We start from the raw sequence: 18,766 nt of genomic DNA on the forward strand, positions 1-18,766 counted from the left end.
TGTTACCCGGAGTTTCATGAGCTGGCGATTTGGCCGACCCGGGGGGATGCTGAACCTACTCCGACAGGTCAACTCACCCGAAGGTCAGCCCCCGCCCCGACAGGAGGACGCAGTGACCCACGACGTGACCAACCAGGTGCCCCCGCTGACCGGCCACGACGTGTCAGCCGACCGCGCACTGCTGGAGGGCCTCGCCCGCGAGGGCGCGGACTGGGCGACGGGGGAGCTCCATCAGCTCGGCGTACTGGCCGGATCGGCGCGGGCGCAGGAGTGGGGCAGGCTGGCCAACGACAACCCGCCCGTGCTGCGCACCCACGACCGGTACGGCAACCGGATCGACGAGGTGGAGTTCCACCCGGCGTGGCACGAACTGATGTCGGTCGCGGTCGCGAACGGCATGCACGCCGCGCCCTGGATGTCGGCCCGGCCCGGCGCGCACGTGGCGCGGGCGGCCAAGTTCTTCGTCTGGTCGCAGGTGGAGGCCGGGCACGGCTGCCCGATCTCGATGACGTACGCGGCGGTGGCCGCGCTGCGGCACTCCCCCGCGCTGCGCGCCGAGTGGGAGCCGCTGCTGGCGTCACGCACCTATGATTTCGGGCTGCGCCCGGCGGCCGACAAGCGCGGGGTGCTGGCCGGCATGGCGATGACCGAGAAGCAGGGCGGTTCCGACGTCCGGGCGGGCACGACGCGGGCCGAGCCGCTCGCCGACGGAAGCTTCGCGATCACCGGGCACAAGTGGTTCAACTCGGCGCCCATGTGCGACGTGTTCCTGGTGCTGGCCCAGGCTCCCGGCGGTCTGTCGTGCTTCCTGCTCCCCCGCGTGCTGCCGGACGGCTCACGCAACGCGATACGGCTGATGCGCCTGAAGGACAAGCTCGGCAACCACTCCAACGCCTCGGCCGAGGTCGAGTATGAGCACGCCGTCGCGTTCCTGGTCGGCGAGGAGGGCCGCGGCGTCCGGACGATCATCGAGATGGTCAACATGACCCGGCTCGACTGCGTGATCGGCTCCGCGGCCGGCATGCGGTACGGCCTGGCGCAGGCGATCCACCACGCCGGCCACCGCAGGGCCTTCGGCAAGGAGTTGCTCGACCAGCCCCTGATGCGCAACGTGCTCGCCGACCTGACGCTGGAGTCGGAGGCCGCGACCACGCTGATGCTGCGGCTGGCCGGGGCGACCGACCGGGCGGTACGCGGCGACGCCGCCGAGGGCCTGTTCCGCCGGGCGGCCCTGGCGGCCGCGAAGTACTGGGTGTGCAAGCGAGGCCCCGCGCACGCGGCCGAGACTCTGGAATGCCTGGGCGGCAATGGGTACGTCGAGGAGTCGCAGATGCCCCGCCTCTTCCGTGAGTCGCCGCTCAACGGCGTCTGGGAGGGATCGGGCAACGTGGCCGCGCTCGACCTGATGCGGGTGCTGACGCGCGAACCCGAGGCCATGGAGGCGTTCTTCGCCGAGGTGGCGCTGGCCGGCGACGGCCGGGTCGCCGACGCCGCCGAACGGGCCCAGAAGACCATCGCCTCGGCCGGGGAGACGGACGCGCGGCGCGTCGCCGAGGAGATGGCCCTGGTCCTGCAGGCGTCCCTGCTCGTACGGCACGCGCCCGCCGCGGTGGCCGACGCGTTCTGCGCCTCCCGCCTGGCGGGCGACTGGGGACGCGCCTTCGGCACGTTGCCGGGAGGTCTGGACCTGTCGGCGGTCCTGAATCGCTCTGTGGTCATGGATCGCTCTGTGGTCCTGAATCGCTCGGGGGGCACCGCGCGCTAGGGTCGTCCGTGGAAAATGATTCTCACACCTATGGAAAGGGGAGCGAGATGGCGACCACGCGTACCGCCACGACCCAGTGGAAGGGCGCCCTCCTGGACGGATCGGGTTCGGTTTCGCTGGACTCCTCCGGCGTCGGCACCTTTGAGGTCTCCTGGCCGTCCCGTGCGGAGGAGGCGAACGGCAAGACCAGCCCCGAGGAGTTGATCGCCGCCGCCCATTCCTCGTGCTTCTCCATGGCGCTGTCCAACGGCCTGGCGAAGGCGGGGACTCCGCCGCAGTCGGTCGAGACCAGGGCGGACGTGACCTTCCAACCCGGTGAGGGCATCACCGGCATCGTGATCTCCGTCCGGGCCCAGGTGCCGGGGATCTCCGCCGAGGACTTCCAGCAGGCGGCCGAGACGGCGAAGGCCAACTGCCCGGTCAGCAAGGCCCTGGCGGGGACCACGATCTCGCTGAACGCCGAACTCGTCGGCTGATTCGAAACACCATCCCGGGCCCCCACGACCAGGTGGGGGCCCGGCAGGAACGGGGTCATATGCGCGAGGTCTGGCCTGGAGAGCAGTACCCCCTCGGTGCCACCTGGGACGGGGTGGGAACCAACTTTTCGGTGTTCTCGGAGGCCGCCGAGCGGATCGAGTTGTGCCTGTTCGACGACGACGGCTCGGAGAGCCGCGTCGACCTGCCCGAGGTCGACGGGTTCGTCTGGCACGGCTACGTGCCGGGGATCATGCCCGGCCAGCGGTACGGCCTGCGCGTCCACGGCCCGTACAAGCCCGAGCACGGCCACCGGTGCAATCCCGCCAAGCTGCTGCTCGATCCGTACGGCAAGGCCGTCGAGGGCTCGGTGCGGTGGAACGAGTCGCTTTTCTCCTACCATTTCGCCGACCCGGCACGGCTGAACACCGACGACTCCGCCCCTTACATGCCGAAGAACGTGGTGATCAATCCGTTCTTCGACTGGGGCAACGACCGTCCGCCGCGTACGCCGTACCACGAGACGGTCATCTATGAGGCGCACGTGCGCGGCCTAACCATGCGGCACCCGGGGGTGCCGGAGGAGCAGCGCGGCACCTATGCCGGGCTCGCGCATCCCGCCGTGCTCGATCACCTGCTCTCGATCGGGGTGACCGCGGTCGAGCTGATGCCGGTGCACCAGTTCGTGCCGGAACACGCGATGGTGGCCAGGGGGCTGACCAACTACTGGGGCTACAACACGATCGCCTACCTGGCTCCGCACAACGCGTACTCGAGCGCCGGGCAGCGGGGCGAGCAGGTCCAGGAGTTCAAGGCGATGGTCCGCGCGCTGCACGAGGCCGGGATCGAGGTGATCCTCGACGTCGTCTACAACCACACCGCCGAGGGCGACCACATGGGCCCGACGCTCGGCTTCCGGGGGATCGACAACGTCGCCTACTACCGGCTGCACGACGAGGACCGGCGCTACTACCTCGACTACACCGGTTGCGGCAACTCGCTCAACGTCCGCTCGCCGCACGCGCTACAGCTGATCATGGACTCGCTGCGCTACTGGGTGCAGGAGATGCACGTGGACGGCTTCCGCTTCGACCTCGCGGCGGCGCTCGCCCGGGAGCTGCACGACGTGGACCGGCTGAGCGCGTTCTTCGACCTCATCCAGCAGGACCCGGTGATCTCCCAGGTGAAACTGATCGCCGAGCCGTGGGACGTCGGCCCCGGCGGTTACCAGGTCGGCAACTTCCCGCCCCTGTGGACCGAGTGGAACGGCAAGTACCGCGACGCCGTACGCGACTTCTGGCGGGGCAGCGTCAGGACCATGCCCGAGTTCGCCTCCCGGCTGTCCGGCTCGAGCGATCTGTACGCCACCAGCGGCCGCCGGCCGGTCGCCTCGATCAACTTCGTCACCTGCCACGACGGGTTCACCCTCACCGACCTGGTCTCCTACAACCGTAAGCACAACGAGGCCAACAGCGAGGACAACCGCGACGGCACCGACGACAACCGCTCCTGGAACTGCGGCGTGGAGGGCCCGGCCGACGATCCCCAGATCGCAGCGCTGCGGAGACGGCAACGGCGCAACTTCCTGGCCACTCTGTTCGTGTCCCAGGGCGTGCCGATGATCGCGGCGGGCGACGAGTTCGGCCGCACCCAGCACGGCAACAACAACGCCTACTGCCAGGACAACGAGATCTCCTGGGTCGACTGGTCGCTGGCCGAGACTGAGGCGGACCTGCTCGAGTTCGTCCGGCGGCTGGCCGAACTCCGGCGCGATCACCCGGTCTTCCGCCGGCGCAGGTTCTTCCACGGCAAGGTCCGGGACGGCGTACGCGATATCGTCTGGCTGACCCCGGCCGGTGAGGAGATGACCGACGCCGACTGGGCCACCGGTTACGCCAAGTCGCTCGCGGTGTTCCTCAACGGCGACGCGATCAGCGAGCCCGGCCCGCGTGGGGAGAAGATCTGGGACGACTCGTTCCTTCTGCTGATCAACGCCCACCACGAGAACCTGACGTTCACCCTGCCCGCGGCCGAGTTCGGTGACCACTGGCAATCGGTGCTCGACACCGCCGATGAGACTCCGGACCGGGCGGCCGCCGACGAAGAGGTCCGGAGAGCGGGCGCGGACGTGTCCGTCGCCCCCCGGTCCCTTCAGATCCTGCGCCGCTCCCAGGACTAGCACCTCCTCCTGGCCCGGCTCCTGCTGGTCCTTCAGTCCTTGAGGATGGCGGCCAGGGCCGCCTTGACGTGGGCCTCGGCGGCCGGCTTGGTGATCCCGAGCCCGGAGAGCACGCCGGAGCCGTCCTCCAACTCCAGCAGGGCGAGCAGGATGTGCTCGGTCCCTACGTAGTTGTGGCCCATCCGCAGGGACTCCCGGAGTGTGAGCTCCAGTGCCTTGCGCGCCTGCGCGTCGTACGGCACGATCTCGGGCACCACATCGGCTGCCGGCGGCAACTCCGCGGCCACGGCCTGCCGTACGGCCTCCGGCGGCACGCCCTGGGCGGCGATGGCCTTCGCGGCCAGGCCGTCGGGCTCGCTCAGCAGGCCCAGCACCAGGTGCTCGGGGCGGACCTCGTCGTTGCTCGCGGCGCGGGCTTCGTTGTGCGCCGCCATCACGACGTTCCTCGCCCGCGGCGTGAACCGTCCGAAGCCCTGACCGGGGTCGAGCGTCTCGGCGGCGGCCTTCGGCACGAACCGCTTCTGCGCGGCCTGCTTGGTGACCCCCATGCTCCTGCCGATGTCGGTCCAGGAGGCACCCGATCGCCGGGCCTGGTCGACGAAGTGGCCGATCAGGTGGTCGGCGACGTCGCCGAGATGGTCGGCCATCAGGACCGCGTCGGAGAGTTGGTCGAGCGTGTCGGTGTGCGCCTTCTTGATCGCCTCGATCAGGTCGTCGAGGCGGACGGGATGCATCGAATGGATCGGATTCGTCATACCGTCAACGGTAGGTTGACGACATGCTATCGTCAACCTACCGTTGACGCCCCCCGTGCCTCATTCCAGGTAGTTTCAGCCCGTGACCACGGAATCTTCGCAAATCCCTCTAGAACGGACCCTGATCCGCCCCCGGGCGGCGGTCGTACGGGACGCCCTGGGCGTGGGCGTCGCCGTCGGCCTGTCCGGATTCGCCTTCGGCGTGACCTCGGCCGGGGCCGGGCTGAGCCTGGCCCAGACGTGCGCGCTCTCCCTGCTCGTGTTCACCGGGGCGTCGCAGTTCGCGCTCGTCGGCGCGCTGGGCGTGGGCGGCAACCCCGCCGCGGCCGTGGCCGGAGCGCTGTTCCTCGGCGTGCGCAACGCCTTCTACGGACTGCGACTGGCCCAGTTGATGCGCCTGCCACGCGCGGTGCGCCCACTCGCCGCGCAGTGGATCATCGACGAGACGTCGGCCGTGGCCATGGCGCAGCCGGATCGACGCAGCGCACGACTCGGCTTCGCGGTCACCGGGGCCAGCCTGTACGTGCTGTGGAACCTCACCACGTTCCTCGGCGCGCTGGGCGCCGAGGCGCTCGGCGACCCGTCCGCATGGGGGCTGGACGCCGCCGGACCAGCCGTCTTCCTGGCGCTGCTCGCCTCGATGCTGCGTGGACGGCAGGAGGTCCTGGTCGCCGTCCTCGCCGTCGCGCTCGCGCTGGCCTGCCTGCCGCTACTGCCGGCGGGCGTCCCCGTCCTCGTCTCGGTGCTGGCCGCACCGATCGTCTTGACCCTCACCCGCCGCCCGGAGGCATCCCGTTGACCGTCTGGATCGCCGTCGCCGTCACCGCGCTCGGCTGCTACCTCGTCAAACTGCTCGGACTGTCCGTGCCCGCGGGGCTGTTGGACCGGCCCCTCGTACGGCGGATGGCGGCCCTCGTGCCGGTCGCCATGCTGGCCGCGCTCACGGCCATTCAGACCTTCGGCAGCGGGCAGGCGCTGGTGGTCGACGCGCGGGCCGCCGGGCTGGCGGCGGCGGCCGTCGCGCTGCTGCTGCGTGCGCCGTTCCTCGTGGTCGTCGCGGTCGCGGTCGTCGTCACCGCCGCCGTCCGCGCACTCACCGGTTAGCGGGTCGGCCGCCGAGGATGTCGGCGAGGTCGTAGGCGACGGGCCGGTCGAGCTGGTCGTAGGTGCACGAGGCGGGCTCCCGGTCGGGCCGCCAGCGGCGGAACTGGGCGGTGTGCCGGAACCTGTCCCCCTCCATGTGGTCGTAGGCCACCTCGACCACCAGCTCGGGCCGCAGCGGGATGAACGACAGGTCCTTCTTGGCGTTCCACCGCGACACCGCCCCGGGCAGGCGCTGCCCGGCTACCGCCGCGCCGCCCTCGGCGACCTCCGCCCAGTGACCCCACGGATGTTCGCTCAGATCGTCCATCCGGTACGGCGCGAGCTCGGCGACCAACTCCGCGCGCCGCTTCATCGGGAACGACGCAGCCACCCCCACATGGTGCAGGCGGCCATCGGCCGAGTACAGCCCCAGCAGCAGCGACCCGACCACCGGGCCGCTCTTGTGCTCGCGATACCCCGCGACCACGCAGTCGGCCGTCCGCTCGTGCTTGACCTTGAACATCACCCGCTTGTCCGGCGCGTACGGAATGCCCCCCGGCTTGACGACGATGCCGTCCAGCCCGGCGCCCTCGAACACCCCGAACCACTCTGCGGCCTGCCGCTCGTCCATCGTGGCCGGGGTCAGCCGTACCGAGCCGGAGGCCGTACCGAGGATCTTCTCCAGGCGTGCCCTCCGTGCCGCGAACGGCTCCGCCATCAGGTTCTCCGAACCCTCTGCGAGCAGGTCGAAGGCGACGAACGAGGCGGGTGTCCGCTCGGCCAGCAGCTTCACCCGGGACGCGGCCGGGTGGATCCGCTGCTGCAGCGCGTCGAAGTCGAGCGTCTCGCCCGAAACGACGACGATCTCGCCGTCGACCACGCAGCGCGGCGGCAGCTCGGCCTTGACGGCCGCCACCAGTTCCGGGAAGTAGCGCGTGAACGGCCGCTCGTTCCGGCTGCCCAGATAGACCTCGTCGCCGTCGCGGAAAACGATGCAGCGGAAGCCGTCCCACTTGGGCTCGTAGTAGAGCGTGCCGTCCTGCGGCGGGAGCCGCTTGACCGCCTTGGCCAGCATCGGCGCCACCGGCGGTTCGACCGGAAGCCTCATCGAGCAGCCCCCTCGCTGACGTAGCGGGTGAACAGGACGCCGTCCTCCTCGAGCACGTGCGCCAGGGCGAGCGGGGTCCGCGCGACCACGCCGTTCAGGACGCGCGCGGCGTCCCCGCCGGCCAGCAACGGGCTGATCGTGAGCACCAGTTCGTCGATCAACCCGGCGGCGGCGAGTTCGGCGTTCAGCCGCGGCCCGCCCTCGCACAATATGCGGCCGAGCCCACGCTCGCGCAGCAGGCGCACCGCCACCGCCATGTCGACCAGTTCCTCCCCCGCGACGAGCACCTCGGCGTTCTTTCCCGCCTCTTCGAGGCGGTCCCGCGGCGCCGCCCGCGTGGTGATGACGATGGTCCGCTGGTACGGCTCGGCCTCGGTGAACAGCGGCCCGCGCAGGTCGAGGTCGAGCCGCCGGGTGACGAGGGCGATCGGCGGCGCGGGCGGGCGGCCCGCACGCAGCGCGGGCCATCCCGCACGCGGCTTCGACGGGCCGTACCCCTCGGTCCTGACCGTCCCCGCACCCGCCAGCACCACGTCGGCCAGGCCGCGCAGGTAATGGAAGATCCGCCGGTCCCCCGGGCTCGACAGCCCCGCCGACCTGCCCTCCAGCCAGGCCGCACCGTCGGCGCTGGCCACCATGTTGACCCGCAGGCACCCCTCCCGCGGGTACCCGTAGGCGGCGGCGAGGTCGGGATCGTCCTCGACATACGGATGTATACGACGCACGCTCCCACCCTGGCACACCTACGGTCCTCCAGGGTTGGTGATCCCGCCGCTCACGTGCCACCTGACGTTGCCGGCCGGTAGGCTCGGCCGGTGATCTACAAACGCAACGCATTATCAGAGGCGGCGCTCGTAAGGATTCGGGGCGGAAAGGTTTCGTCTTGAGCTATCGCGGCCTCTCGCTGCTTCTCAGTTTGACCCTGGCAGGGCTTACCGGATGTGGTTCCGGCAAGCCCGTCAGGGTTTCTCCGGAGAGCGCGCTGCGGGATCAATGTGGTTCTGTTCCTTCAGGGGTCCGGCGAGTGATCCTGCGGGCGCGAGACGGCGTCCGACTGGGCGCGGCCGCTCTCGGTCCCGCCGACGCCCGGGTCGGCGTGGTTCTCGTTCACGGACTGAATCAGAGCCTGTGCGACTGGCTGGAGGAGATCGGCGAAGTCGTCGAGGAAACTCACGCACAGGTGGTGATTCCCGACCGTCGCGGCACGGGCTCCAGCGAAGGAGCCCCGAACATGACCCGGTACGTGGAGGACACGATCGATGCGCTGCACTGGCTGAAGAGCGGTGGAGCCGTACGGTTCGCGGTCATGGGGACTTCCTACGGCGCTCCCATCGCCCTCGCCGCCGGGAAGAAAGCCGGAAGCGAAAATATTCCCATATGCGCGGCTGTCGCCATCTCGCCGTTACAGGCCATAAGCGACCGAAGTGGTTCGGTCGACCCTATGGTCGCGAAAGAACCACTACCCAAGACATGGATCGCCACCGAAGAAGGTAACACCGACATCGCGAGCAACGCCAAAGAGATATTCAGCCACGTGAACACCCGGAATCGTGGAGAACTGCTGTTCGTCCCCGGGAAGGACCACAGCACCGGGTTGGTGAAAAATCACCCCGAGGCCGGGCGCCTGATAAAGGACGCGATCCTTTCGTGTTCGCCGTAGCGTCGGCACCCGATTGACGCGTCCGCGGTCAACCGCCGTCTGCATGCTCTGCACGCGCGGGCCCTCGGGTTCCAGGGCCAGGGTGATGTCGATCCCGCCGACGCCGTCGTTGGCGCGCGCGTACTCCCAGTCCTCGTCGCCGCTCCGGTCGGCCAGCGCGTTGATCTTGACGATCCCCTCGTGTCGCGGTCCAGCTCGACCTTCTTGATCGCGGCACGCGAGGCCCACTGGTCACGGCGAAGGCCGGTGAACCAACCATCCAGGCCGCGTGCGTCCCTGTCAGCCGTCCGAGGGGCGGGCCTTGGAGGGCTGGACGCGTTTGGGTTCGCCGGGCATCTTGGGGTAGTTCGGCGGGTACGGCAGGTCGCCCCGGCCGTCCGCGGCGTACCACTCGAGCAGCGTGTCGATGGCGAACGCCCGGTCGTCGATGGTCCGCTGGAGGTCGCCGATCTTCGCGAACCGCCCCGGCATGCTGCGGATGTCGAAGTCGCGGGGGTCGCAGTCGGCCAGTTCCTCCCACGTCACCGGAGCGGAGACGGTGGCGTCCGGCCGGGCGCGCACCGCGTAGGCGGCGGCCACCGTGCGGTCGCGGGCGTTCTGGTTGTAGTCGATGAAGACCTTCTCCCCCCGTTCCTCCTTCCACCAGGCGGTGGTCGCCAGGCCGGGGAGGCGCCGCTCCACCTCGCGGGCGAACGCAATCGCGGCGTGCCGTACCTCGGTGAAGGTCCAGCGAGGCTCGATGCGCACGCTGATGTGGACGCCGCGGTTGCCCGAGGTCTTGGGGAACCCGGTCATGCCGAGCTCGCCGAGCACCTCGCCCGCGGCGAAGGCCACCTTGCGGGCGTCCTCGAAGGAGGTGCCGGGCTGCGGGTCGATGTCGATGCGCAGCTCATCGGGGTGATCGAGGTCGGGCCGGCGGGCGGGCCAGGGGTGGAAGTCAATCGTTCCGAGGTTCGCGCACCAGGCGATGGCCGCGACCTCCGTCGGGCAGAACGCGTCGGCGGTGCGCCCGCTGGGGAAGCCCACGGTGACGGTCTCGATCCAGTCGGGGTGCTTGGGCATCCGCTTCTGGTAGATCGCCTCAGACCCGACTCCGTCGGGGTGCCGTTTGAGGTAGGTCGGCCGGTCGCGCAGGGCGCGCAGCACACCGTCCCCGACGCTCACGTAGTACTCCACCAGGTCGCGCTTGGTGGCTCCCGCACCCGGGAAGTAGACCTTGTCCGGGTTGGTCACCTTGACCGTCCGGTCCTCGACTTCGAGTTCGATGTACGGCGACGCCATGCAACGGACACTACCCAGAAAGGAGATGGTCCGCCCCGGGCTGCCAACGGCGGCCGGACCGGGAGCTCCCGCAAGCCCGCTCGCCCTGTCCGGGCGGGGCTCGTGGTCGCGCGAACGCGACGGGACGGACCACGTGAGGCGCCCCGGGGCGGCGTCCAGCACGGGTCGGGTGCTTCTCGCCCTGAGGCCTCGTCTGTGAAGACGCCGGGAGGACCGCGAAAGGATGCTCCGGGCGAGGAGAACTGACCTTCCCTTGGCCGAATTAGGCTGGTGCCCATGGACAAAGTGATCAGGAGTGAAGAGGAGTGGCGGGCCCGGCTGTCTCCGGAGGAGTACCGGGTGCTCCGGCAGGCGGGGACGGAGCAACCCTTCACCGGTGAGTACGTGGACGTCAAGACGGCCGGGGTCTACTCCTGCCGTGCCTGCGGCGCCGAGCTGTTCCGCTCGGGGGCCAAGTTCGAGTCGCACTGCGGGTGGCCGTCGTTCTTCGAGCCGTCGGAGTCGGAGGCCGTGACCCTGCACCGGGACGACTCGCTGGGCATGAGCCGGGTGGAGGTCCGCTGCGCGACGTGCGACTCCCACCTGGGGCATGTTTTCCACGGCGAGGGCTACCCGACCCCGACCGACGACCGCTACTGCATCAACTCCGTGTGCCTGACGCTCGAACCCACGGAGTGATTCACCTCACCGGGGCTTGGGGTGGGTGACGCGGCAGTCGGCATCGTCGGGGCCGAGGACGTTGGCGAGGACCGGGTTGCCGTTCCCGCCGTATTTCGCCTGCACGAAGACGACCGGGTTGCGCTCACCCTGCTCCTCCAGGTATTCCAGGCCACGCTTGCACAGCGTGATCGCGGTCTTGGAGTTTCCGGCGTTCTCCGGCAGGTTCGTGTAGATCCGCAGGTAGCGCCCGGTGGTCCGGATGTCGCGCACGCGCTTGGCGGTGCCGTCTTTCCAACGGCTCCTGAAGTAGGCCGCCGCCTTCTTGTCAGTGAACTTCGACGGGCCGGACGCCTTGGCGGCCGACGTGCCGCCCGACTTCGCCGCGGTCTCGGCGGCCGCCTCGATCGGCGCCTCGATCGGCGCCTCCGTCGATGCCGGCGCGGCGACCCCCGCCGGCGTCGCGGTGCCCGGCGGGTCTGCCACATGGAAGATCGGGCCGGCGACCGCGAAGGCTCCGCCGGCGGCGATGGTCACCCCGAGGGCGGCGACCTGTGCCCTGGCGCGCCGCTTCCGGCGGCGCGCCCTGGAACGTGCCAGACGGCTCGACACTCTGCCTCACAAAGACGGGAACGTTCCGTCACATTATGGCAAAGCCTCGGCCATGACCAGCCCGTGATTCCGACATTCAGCGCAAGTGACTCCACTCACACCTGTTCGGCCGGATGCGGAGTCAGGGCAGCGCGGCGACGAGTTCGCTGACCGGCTTGCGCACCCCGGTGTAGAACGGGATCTCCACCCGGGTGTGCCGCCGTGCCTCGGCCCCCCGCAGGTGGCGCATGAGGTCGACGATGCGGTGCAGCTCGTCGGCCTCGAACGCGAGCATCCACTCGAAGTCGTTCAGCGCGAAGCAGGAGACCGTGTTGGCCCGCACGTCGGGGTACTCCCGGGCCATCTTCCCGTGCTCGGCGAGCATCGCCCTGCGCTCGGAGTCCTCCAGCAGGTACCACTCCAGCGACCGGACGAAGGGATACACGCAGACGAAACCCCTGGGCTGCTCGTCCGCGAGGAAGGCCGGAATGTGCGACTTGTTGAACTCGGCCGGGCGGTGCAGGGCCATCGCCGACCACACCGGCTCACTGGCGCGGCCCACGGCCGTACGGCGGAAGCGGGTGTAGACGTCCTGCAGGTCCTCGGCGGACGGGGCGTGCCACCAGAACATGAAGTCCGCATCGGCCCGGAACCCGGCCACGTCGTAGCAGCCGCGGGTCACCACGTCCTTGCCCGCCGCCTGGGCGAGCAGCTCCTCGAGCTCCCCGGTGAGGCTCTCCCTGGCCTCCGGCAGCCGGTCGCGCAGCCGGAAGACCGACCACATGGTGTAGCGGATCACGAGGTTGAGGTCACGCGCCTTCGGACGCTGGGCGGCTTCGGACTGGATGGTGGGCTCGCTCATGGCTTCATTCTGCCCTCGGGAGCCGCCGGGTCGGTCCGCGCCCCGGCCTTCGGCTCCTGCTCAGCCCTCAGGTGTTCCAGGACGCGGGCGGCGGCCGTACGGCCGGTGGCGGCGCAGGCCGGGATGCCGACGCCGTCGTAGGCCGCACCGCACAGCGCCAGACCGGGCTGTGCGGCCACCGCGGCGCGGGCTCGGGCGACCCGGTCGAGGTGACCGACGTCGTACTGCGGGAGCGCGCCGCCCCACCTCGTGACGCGCGTGTCGGCCGGCAGCCCGCGCGCCCCCATGATCTCCGTCATCTCGTTCATCGCGAGGGCGACCAGCTCGGCATCGTCACGCTGGAGAACCGCCTCCTCGCCCAGCCGGCCGAGCGAGCAGCGCACGATGACCAGGTCGCGGTCGGCCTCGGCCAGGTGCGGCCACTTGGTCGTGACGAACGTCGCCGCCTTCACCGGCCTGCCCTCGACCGCCGGCACCAGGTAGCCGCTGCCGCGCGGCGCCTGCGGGAAGGCCGCCCCGGGGTAGGCGAGGGTGACGACGGCCATGCTGGAGTATTCGATCCGCGCCAGCTCGGCCGCCGCCCTGGGCGCCTCCCGCGCCAGCAGCCGCGAGGCGGGCCGGGCCGGGACCGCCAGGATCACGGCGTCCGCCTCGATGATCTCTTCCTCCCGGGTGGGACCGACGACCAGCCGCCAGCCGCCCTCGGTGCGGATGAGCTCGCGGACCGTGGTCCCCGTACGGACGTCCGCGCCGGACGCCTTCGCCACCGCCTGCGGCAGGCTGCCCATCCCGTGCTTGAGGGTGGTGAACACCGGGCCGGCGTCCTTGGGCGCCTCGGCCGCGATGACGGAGGCGGCCCGCAGCAGCGACCGCTCGGTTCGGGCGGCGGCGGCGACGCTGGGCATGGTGGCGTCCAGGGACAACCTGTCGGAGCGGCCCGCGTACACCCCGCCGAGCATCGGTTCGATCAGCCGGTCGACCACCTCGCCGCCCATCCGCGCCCGGATGTAGGCGGCGACGGACACGTCGGTCGTGACGAGCGTCGGCGGAAGGAGCCGGTCGAGCGACGCCCGGGCGAGGCCGCCCGGGGACAGGATGCCCGATCGGGCGAGCGCGACCAGATCGGAGGGCACGCCCATCACCTGCCCGGCGGGCATGGCGTGCAGGGACCCTCGCGACAGGACGGCCGCCCGCGTGGTCCCCGGATGGACGAGCGCGTCACCGAGACCGGCGAGCCGTGCGAGGTCCTTGCCCTCCGGCCGCCGCGCCAGCATGGCCTCGGCGCCGGCGTCCACCTCCACGCCCGCGACCTCGGAGGCGTGCAGCTTGCCGCCGATCCGCGCGGCGCCCTCCAGCACCGTGATCTTGAGTCGGGCGTCGGCGCGGTTCAGGTGGAGGGCGGCGGACAGGCCGGCGATGCCCCCACCGACGATCACCACATGACGACCAGAGATCTCGTCCATACCCCAAAAGCTACCGGCCCGCACGCCCGGGCCCCACGCGGCCCGCCGTGACGACATCGTGACGGCACCGAGATCGTCAGCACCGAACCGGCGAGGATCGTGAATCGTGTGAAGTACATGACACGATTCCGGTACGGCATGCGCTTCCGGTACGGCACGGCCGCCGCAGCCGCGATCATGGCCGCCGTCCTCGTATCCGGCTGCGGGGGCGGAGCCGACGATTCGGCGGCCGACCGGGCCGCCGTCCCGGCCGCCGTGGGAGAGGCAGCGGACGCGGGCTCCGTGGCCGCGCTGCCCGGGGGACGGGACGCGTCATCCACCGAGCGGCAGTCCTCCGACCGGCGGGTCGACGTCGCGGCGGACCGGGCCATCATCTACACGGCCGAGCTGACCGTCCGGGCGGCGGACGTGCCCTCGGCGGCGGACCGGGCCAAGACGATCGTGCTGGGCGCCGAGGGTTACGTCTCGCAGGAGAAGAGCGACTCCCACGGCCGTGACGACCGCGCGGTCATCACGTTCAAGGTCCCCCCGCAGCGCTATCCCGATGTCCTCGCCCAGCTCGGCCGCGATCTGGGCAAGCGGGAGTCGATGCACCAGGGCACCAAGGACGTCACGGAGGAGGTCGCCGACGTCGAGAGCCGGGTGAAGTCGGCGCGCGCGACGCTCGACCAGTTCCGCACGCTGCTGTCGAAGGCGAACAAGATCGGCGAGATCATGGAGATCGAACGGGAGATCTCCAACCGGGAGGCCGAGCTCGAGTCGCTTCAGGCGAGGCAGAAGGCGCTGGCGGCGCAGACCGGCATGGCGACGATCACGCTCACGCTGATCCCCCAGCCGAAGCCGAGCGCCAAGCCCAAGAAGCAGGAGACGCAGTCGGGCTTCCTGTCCGGGCTGCGCGTCGGCTGGCGCGCGTTCGTCGAGGCGATCGAGATCGGCCTGACCGTGCTCGGCGTGCTGCTGCCCTGGCTGGTCCTGGCGGCCGTCGTCTGGCTGATCGTACGGGTGATCACGCGCCGGTTCCGCCCCCGTCCCGTCCCGGCACCGCCCGCCCGGCCCCAGCCCGTCGCGCCACAGCCGGTCGCGCCACAGCCGTACGGGCCACAGTCTGCCGAGGCGGGCCAGGCCGAGCAGCGGCCTGGCCCGGCAGGCCCTGACTCAGCCGACTCGGATTCAGCGGGCTGAGACCTCGTGGACGAGGTCGGTGAGCCGCGCGAGCTGGCCGGGGTCGGTGGAGGGGAGCACGCCATGACCGAGGTTGAACACGTGCCCCTCCGCGACCCGGCCGCGGTCGAGCACGTCGCGGGCCCGTCCCGCGACGACCTCCCACGGGGCGTGCAGGATCGCCGGATCGAGGTTGCCCTGCAGTGCCTTGCCCGCGCCCACCCGCACGGCCGCCTCGTCGAGCGGCACCCGCCAGTCGACGCCGACCACGTCGGCCCCGGCCTCGCCCAACAGGCCGAGCAGCTCGCCGGTGCCGACGCCGAAGTGGATCCGCGGCACGCCGAGCCCGGCCAGCTCCTCGAAGATCTTCTTGGTGTGGGGCAGTACGTACGTCCGATAGTCCTGCGGGGCCACCGCCCCGACCCAGGAGTCGAAGAGCTGGGTGGCCGACGCGCCCGCGTCGACCTGGACCCGCAGGAAGCCCAGCGTGATCTCGGTGAGGCGGTCCATCAGCTCATGCCACAGGTCCGGCTCGCCGTACATCATGGCCTTCGTGCGGTCGTGGTTCTTGGAGGGACCTCCCTCGATCAGGTATGACGCGAGGGTGAACGGCCCGCCGGCGAAACCGATCAGTGGGGTCCCGCCGAGCTCCTTCGTCAGCGCCCGCACCGCCTCGGTGACGTATGGAACGTCGTCCGGCTCGAGTGGACGCAGGGCGGCGACGCCGGCCCGGTCGCGCACCGGGGCACCCATGACCGGCCCGACGTTCGGCTTGATGTCGACGTCGACGCCGATGGCCTTGAGCGGAACCACGATGTCACTGAAGAAGATCGCCGCGTCCGTGCCGTACCGCCGGACCGGCTGCAGCGTGATCTCCACGACCAGGTCGGGCGTGGCGCACGCGGTCAGCATCTCGATGCCCTCGCGCACCCGGCGGTACTCGGGCAGCGACCGGCCCGCCTGGCGCATGTACCAGACCGGGGTGTACGGCACGGGCCTGCGCAGACAGGCGCGGACGAAAACGGAGTCAGCCGGGTGGGGAGTCATTCTCACAGGGTGCCATGTCGGGGCGGCGGTCCGCGCGCCGACCTACGGTCCTGTCCGCACGCTCCCGGGAAGATCGTAAGGTTGACCCACCGCCACGTGTGAGTCATCTCACGTTTCGGCAAAATGTTCGCCAAATGGCGGCTTAGTTATACCACTTTCGAGACACGCCGAGCGCGTTGCGGGGAATTGTCGCCGGGATGTGCCAACGTCGGATCAGTCCCGAGGACCGACAGGGCCATGGATCCGACGAGAGGCTCCGGAGCGGTCAAGGACCCCCTCCTGAGGGAGGGGGCTTGAGGTGTCGCACCGCTGATGCCTCGAGCCCGTGTTGACCAGCCCAAGCCATCACCAGAAAAGGGAGGTGCATCCCAGATGGCTACGTTTCACGTAGGACAGCAGACCGACTCCGCCGTGCTTCCTCAGCGGCGGACCCTCGAATCCACTTCAGCAGACAACCCGGGATGCGCCACCGGGGATCTGGTCCGTGCTGTCGTGCCGTCCGGCAAGCACGCCGGGACCCACATCGGACGGGTCGCCGTCCGCAGCAGCGGCAGTTTCAACGTCACCACCGCCGATGGCACCCGCCAGGGCATCCACCATCGTCACGTCCGCCTGCTGCAGCGGGCAGATGGCTACGCCTACACGTGGAAGGAGGAGGGCGTTTCCTCCCAGCCCTGAAGGGCCGGGTCTCCACGCCCAACACCCGATGACTTCGATGTGGAGTTCCGCAGAACGCCGCACGCCAACCCGTGCGGGAGGCACCCTGACGTCCGAGACGGCCACGGCTTGACCGACATCCATGCCCCCCGCTGCCACCTCCCTGCTTCGCGCACTGCCGAACTCGACCTACTCTTCGGTCATGACCCTCGGTGAACCACCGGCGCCTCCCGCCGCCTTCCGGCGCGCCCTGGAGACGTTGCGCCCAGCCGAGGTGCGGCCGGAGATAGAGCTGGAGGACATTCCGGCGCCCCAGCGGCTCGCACCGTACTCAGGGGCGGTCGGCGCCTCCGTCTACCGCGACGACGACGAACTCGCCGTGGGCCGGCTGATCATGTTGTTCGACCCGGACGGCCAGCGAGGCTGGGAGGGACCGTTCCGCCTCGTCGCCTACGTCCGAGCCGACATGGAACCGGAGATCACCTCCGATCCGCTGCTCGGGCCGGTCGCCTGGAGCTGGCTCACCGAGGCGCTCGACGCGCACGGGGCGGCCTACGCCGCCGCCGGCGGCACGGTCACCCGTGCGGTGTCGGAGGGTTTCGGCAACAAGGCCGACGACCCGGTCACCACCGAGCTCGAGCTGCGTGCCTCCTGGTCGCCCCTCGACGAGGACCTGTCGCCGCACGTCGCCGCCTGGTGCGACCTGATGTGCCTGGCCGCGGGCATCCCGCCGCTGCCCCCCGATGTCGCCACCCTGCGTCCGCGCACCACCCATCCGAAAGCCCCGTAGCCCGTGATCGAACCCGAAGTCCAGCCACTGTTGGAGCCACGTGAAGGAATCCCGCCGGTCATCCGGGATGGGAAGGTCCTGGCCGCCGCCATCGACGCCTTCGCCCGGGGAAGCGGGCCGGTCGCCGTCGACGCCGAGCGCGCCTCGGGCTACCGCTACAGCGGCCGCGCCTACCTGGTGCAGCTGCGGCGGGCCGGGGCGGGCACCGCGCTGGTGGATCCGGTCGGCTGCCCGGACCTGAGCGCACTGGACCGGGCGCTGGCGGACACAGAGATCGTCCTGCACGCGGCCACACAGGACCTGCCCTGCCTGACCGAGCTCGGCCTGCGGCCCCGGCGGCTGTTCGACACCGAGCTGGCCGGGCGGCTCCTGGGGTACGAGCGGGTCGGGCTGGGGACGATGGTGGAGCTCGTGCTCAGGCTGCGGCTGGAGAAGGGCCACTCGGCCGCCGACTGGTCGAAGCGGCCCCTGCCCGAGGACTGGCTGCGCTACGCGGCGCTCGACGTCGAGGTGCTGGTCGAACTGCGCGACGCACTGCACGCCGAGCTGACCGCCGCCGGCAAGCTCGAGTGGGCGATGGAGGAGTTCGCCGCGATCCTGGCCGCGCCGGCCGTCGTGCCGCGCAGCGATCCCTGGCGGCGCACCTCTGGCATCCACCGGGTCCGCACGCTGCGCGGGCTCGCCGTGGTACGTGAGCTGTGGACGCTGCGCGACGAGGTCGCCCAGGCCGCCGATCTCGCGCCCGGCCGTGTGCTGCCTGACTCCGCGATCGTGCAGGCAGCCCTCGACCAACCGCGCACGACCAAGGCGCTCACCGAGATCAGCCCATTCGTCGGCCGCGCCGCCCGCCGCCACCTCGACGGCTGGCTCGCCGCGGTGACCCGGGCGCGCAGCCTGCCGGACAGCGCGCTCCCCCAGCCCGTCGGGCCCGGCGACGGCCCTCCCCCGGCCAACCGATGGGCCGACCGCGACCCCGCCGCCGCCCGGCGGCTGGCCGCCGCTCGCGCCGTCGTGGCCGCTCTCGCCGACGAGCACCGCATGCCGACGGAGAATCTGCTCCAGCCCGACACCGTGCGCAGGCTCATGTGGGAGCCGCCCGCCGAGGCCTCAGCTGAGGCGATCGCCGTACGGCTGCGCGAGCTGGGCGCCCGCCAGTGGCAGATCTCACTGACCGCCCGCCCCCTCGCCAAGGCCCTCGAACGCCTGGAAACCAAAGGCGAACTCTGAGTTCCA

19 protein-coding genes are annotated in these 18,766 nt (G+C 70.7%); 11 read left to right on the forward strand and 8 right to left on the reverse strand.

The features are described from left to right. Positions 1-112: 112 nt before the first annotated feature. From ACFHYQ_RS14580 to glgX, 3 genes are read left to right on the forward strand one after another with little or no spacing between them, the layout of a single operon-like run. On the forward strand, positions 113-1,765 hold the full coding sequence (locus tag ACFHYQ_RS14580) for an isovaleryl-CoA dehydrogenase (RefSeq protein WP_394301666.1): 1,653 nt from the start codon (positions 113-115) through the stop codon (positions 1,763-1,765). 47 nt (positions 1,766-1,812) lie between these two features. Next, complete coding sequence (locus tag ACFHYQ_RS14585) at positions 1,813-2,241, forward strand: OsmC family protein (RefSeq protein WP_204014273.1); 429 nt, start codon at positions 1,813-1,815, stop codon at positions 2,239-2,241. A gap of 59 nt (positions 2,242-2,300) precedes the next feature. Further along, on the forward strand, positions 2,301-4,418 hold the full coding sequence (glgX, locus tag ACFHYQ_RS14590) for a glycogen debranching protein GlgX (protein ID WP_394301667.1): 2,118 nt from the start codon (positions 2,301-2,303) through the stop codon (positions 4,416-4,418). Positions 4,419-4,450: 32 nt separating this feature from the next. On the opposite strand, the gene ACFHYQ_RS14595 is transcribed toward glgX, so the two are convergent. Further along, positions 4,451-5,173: a Clp protease N-terminal domain-containing protein gene (locus tag ACFHYQ_RS14595; RefSeq protein ID WP_394301668.1), complete on the reverse strand. Its 723-nt coding sequence runs from the start codon at positions 5,171-5,173 to the stop codon at positions 4,451-4,453. A gap of 82 nt (positions 5,174-5,255) precedes the next feature. Here ACFHYQ_RS14595 and ACFHYQ_RS14600 point away from each other — a divergent pair, with 82 nt between their 5' ends. Both ACFHYQ_RS14600 and ACFHYQ_RS14605 read left to right on the forward strand, forming a co-directional pair. Further along, positions 5,256-5,972, forward strand: coding sequence for an AzlC family ABC transporter permease (locus ACFHYQ_RS14600; RefSeq protein ID WP_394301669.1), 717 nt, complete (start codon positions 5,256-5,258; stop codon positions 5,970-5,972). Further along, on the forward strand, positions 5,969-6,277 hold the full coding sequence (locus tag ACFHYQ_RS14605; RefSeq protein WP_394301670.1) for an AzlD domain-containing protein: 309 nt from the start codon (positions 5,969-5,971) through the stop codon (positions 6,275-6,277). The genes ACFHYQ_RS14600 and ACFHYQ_RS14605 overlap by 4 nt, the downstream gene beginning before the upstream one ends. Here the strand turns inward: ACFHYQ_RS14605 and ACFHYQ_RS14610 are convergent. Together ACFHYQ_RS14610 and ACFHYQ_RS14615 are read right to left on the reverse strand one after the other, a co-directional pair. Continuing rightward, positions 6,267-7,364, reverse strand: coding sequence for an ATP-dependent DNA ligase (locus ACFHYQ_RS14610; protein ID WP_394301671.1), 1,098 nt, complete (start codon positions 7,362-7,364; stop codon positions 6,267-6,269). The two genes, ACFHYQ_RS14605 and ACFHYQ_RS14610, sit on opposite strands and share 11 nt — an antisense overlap. Next, positions 7,361-8,089 carry a pyrimidine reductase family protein gene (locus ACFHYQ_RS14615; RefSeq protein WP_394301672.1) on the reverse strand — a complete coding sequence of 243 codons (729 nt, stop codon included), beginning with the start codon at positions 8,087-8,089 and terminating at the stop codon, positions 7,361-7,363. Before ACFHYQ_RS14615 ends, ACFHYQ_RS14610 begins: the two co-directional genes overlap by 4 nt. Before the next feature lie 158 nt (positions 8,090-8,247). Here ACFHYQ_RS14615 and ACFHYQ_RS14620 point away from each other — a divergent pair, with 158 nt between their 5' ends. Beyond that, positions 8,248-9,024 carry an alpha/beta hydrolase gene (locus ACFHYQ_RS14620; RefSeq protein ID WP_394301673.1) on the forward strand — a complete coding sequence of 259 codons (777 nt, stop codon included), beginning with the start codon at positions 8,248-8,250 and terminating at the stop codon, positions 9,022-9,024. A 279-nt stretch (positions 9,025-9,303) separates the two neighbouring features. On the opposite strand, the gene ligD is transcribed toward ACFHYQ_RS14620, so the two are convergent. Next, a complete protein-coding gene (gene ligD / locus ACFHYQ_RS14625) occupies positions 9,304-10,305 on the reverse strand; it encodes a non-homologous end-joining DNA ligase (RefSeq protein ID WP_394301674.1) in 1,002 nt (333 codons plus the stop codon). 276 nt (positions 10,306-10,581) lie between these two features. Between ligD and msrB the strand changes: the two genes are divergently transcribed. Beyond that, complete coding sequence (gene msrB / locus ACFHYQ_RS14630; protein ID WP_394301675.1) at positions 10,582-10,983, forward strand: peptide-methionine (R)-S-oxide reductase MsrB; 402 nt, start codon at positions 10,582-10,584, stop codon at positions 10,981-10,983. A 6-nt stretch (positions 10,984-10,989) separates the two neighbouring features. On the opposite strand, the gene ACFHYQ_RS14635 is transcribed toward msrB, so the two are convergent. The 3 genes from ACFHYQ_RS14635 to hemG all read right to left on the reverse strand — a co-directional run bounded on the left by ACFHYQ_RS14635 (position 10,990) and on the right by hemG (position 13,878). Next, positions 10,990-11,574 carry a hypothetical protein gene (locus tag ACFHYQ_RS14635; protein WP_394301676.1) on the reverse strand — a complete coding sequence of 195 codons (585 nt, stop codon included), beginning with the start codon at positions 11,572-11,574 and terminating at the stop codon, positions 10,990-10,992. Positions 11,575-11,695: 121 nt separating this feature from the next. Continuing rightward, on the reverse strand, positions 11,696-12,415 hold the full coding sequence (gene hemQ, locus ACFHYQ_RS14640) for a hydrogen peroxide-dependent heme synthase (protein ID WP_394301677.1): 720 nt from the start codon (positions 12,413-12,415) through the stop codon (positions 11,696-11,698). Beyond that, on the reverse strand, positions 12,412-13,878 hold the full coding sequence (gene hemG, locus ACFHYQ_RS14645; RefSeq protein ID WP_394301678.1) for a protoporphyrinogen oxidase: 1,467 nt from the start codon (positions 13,876-13,878) through the stop codon (positions 12,412-12,414). The genes hemQ and hemG overlap by 4 nt, the downstream gene beginning before the upstream one ends. A 117-nt stretch (positions 13,879-13,995) precedes the next feature. Here hemG and ACFHYQ_RS14650 point away from each other — a divergent pair, with 117 nt between their 5' ends. Next, on the forward strand, positions 13,996-15,060 hold the full coding sequence (locus tag ACFHYQ_RS14650; RefSeq protein ID WP_394301679.1) for a DUF4349 domain-containing protein: 1,065 nt from the start codon (positions 13,996-13,998) through the stop codon (positions 15,058-15,060). Here the strand turns inward: ACFHYQ_RS14650 and hemE are convergent. Continuing rightward, positions 15,049-16,086, reverse strand: a complete 1,038-nt coding sequence (hemE, locus tag ACFHYQ_RS14655; protein WP_394301680.1) for a uroporphyrinogen decarboxylase — start codon at positions 16,084-16,086, stop codon at positions 15,049-15,051. The two genes, ACFHYQ_RS14650 and hemE, sit on opposite strands and share 12 nt — an antisense overlap. A gap of 372 nt (positions 16,087-16,458) precedes the next feature. Between hemE and ACFHYQ_RS14660 the strand changes: the two genes are divergently transcribed. From ACFHYQ_RS14660 to ACFHYQ_RS14670, 3 genes are all read left to right on the forward strand, one after another. Continuing rightward, positions 16,459-16,764 carry a hypothetical protein gene (locus tag ACFHYQ_RS14660; protein WP_394301681.1) on the forward strand — a complete coding sequence of 102 codons (306 nt, stop codon included), beginning with the start codon at positions 16,459-16,461 and terminating at the stop codon, positions 16,762-16,764. Between the two features lie 181 nt (positions 16,765-16,945). Further along, positions 16,946-17,533 carry a DUF3000 domain-containing protein gene (locus ACFHYQ_RS14665; protein ID WP_204014226.1) on the forward strand — a complete coding sequence of 196 codons (588 nt, stop codon included), beginning with the start codon at positions 16,946-16,948 and terminating at the stop codon, positions 17,531-17,533. A 3-nt stretch (positions 17,534-17,536) separates the two neighbouring features. Continuing rightward, complete coding sequence (locus ACFHYQ_RS14670; protein WP_394301682.1) at positions 17,537-18,760, forward strand: HRDC domain-containing protein; 1,224 nt, start codon at positions 17,537-17,539, stop codon at positions 18,758-18,760. Positions 18,761-18,766 lie beyond the last annotated feature (6 nt).

This window comes from Sphaerimonospora cavernae (assembly GCF_042435035.1).
GTDB classification, from domain to species: domain Bacteria; phylum Actinomycetota; class Actinomycetes; order Streptosporangiales; family Streptosporangiaceae; genus Sphaerimonospora; species Sphaerimonospora cavernae.

Excerpts from the sequence above, each read along its gene's own strand:
- ACFHYQ_RS14585 (WP_204014273.1), top strand. The coding sequence starts at position 1,813 with ATGGCGACCACGCGTACCGCCACGACCCAGTGGAAGGGCGCCCTCCTG.
- glgX (WP_394301667.1), top strand. The coding sequence starts at position 2,301 with ATGCGCGAGGTCTGGCCTGGAGAGCAGTACCCCCTCGGTGCCACCTGG.
- ACFHYQ_RS14595 (WP_394301668.1), bottom strand. The coding sequence starts at position 5,173 with ATGACGAATCCGATCCATTCGATGCATCCCGTCCGCCTCGACGACCTG.
- ACFHYQ_RS14610 (WP_394301671.1), bottom strand. The coding sequence starts at position 7,364 with ATGAGGCTTCCGGTCGAACCGCCGGTGGCGCCGATGCTGGCCAAGGCG.
- ligD (WP_394301674.1), bottom strand. The coding sequence starts at position 10,305 with ATGGCGTCGCCGTACATCGAACTCGAAGTCGAGGACCGGACGGTCAAG.
- msrB (WP_394301675.1), top strand. The coding sequence starts at position 10,582 with ATGGACAAAGTGATCAGGAGTGAAGAGGAGTGGCGGGCCCGGCTGTCT.
- hemQ (WP_394301677.1), bottom strand. The coding sequence starts at position 12,415 with ATGAGCGAGCCCACCATCCAGTCCGAAGCCGCCCAGCGTCCGAAGGCG.
- hemG (WP_394301678.1), bottom strand. The coding sequence starts at position 13,878 with ATGGACGAGATCTCTGGTCGTCATGTGGTGATCGTCGGTGGGGGCATC.
- ACFHYQ_RS14650 (WP_394301679.1), top strand. The coding sequence starts at position 13,996 with ATGACACGATTCCGGTACGGCATGCGCTTCCGGTACGGCACGGCCGCC.
- hemE (WP_394301680.1), bottom strand. The coding sequence starts at position 16,086 with ATGACTCCCCACCCGGCTGACTCCGTTTTCGTCCGCGCCTGTCTGCGC.
- ACFHYQ_RS14660 (WP_394301681.1), top strand. The coding sequence starts at position 16,459 with ATGGCTACGTTTCACGTAGGACAGCAGACCGACTCCGCCGTGCTTCCT.
- ACFHYQ_RS14665 (WP_204014226.1), top strand. The coding sequence starts at position 16,946 with ATGACCCTCGGTGAACCACCGGCGCCTCCCGCCGCCTTCCGGCGCGCC.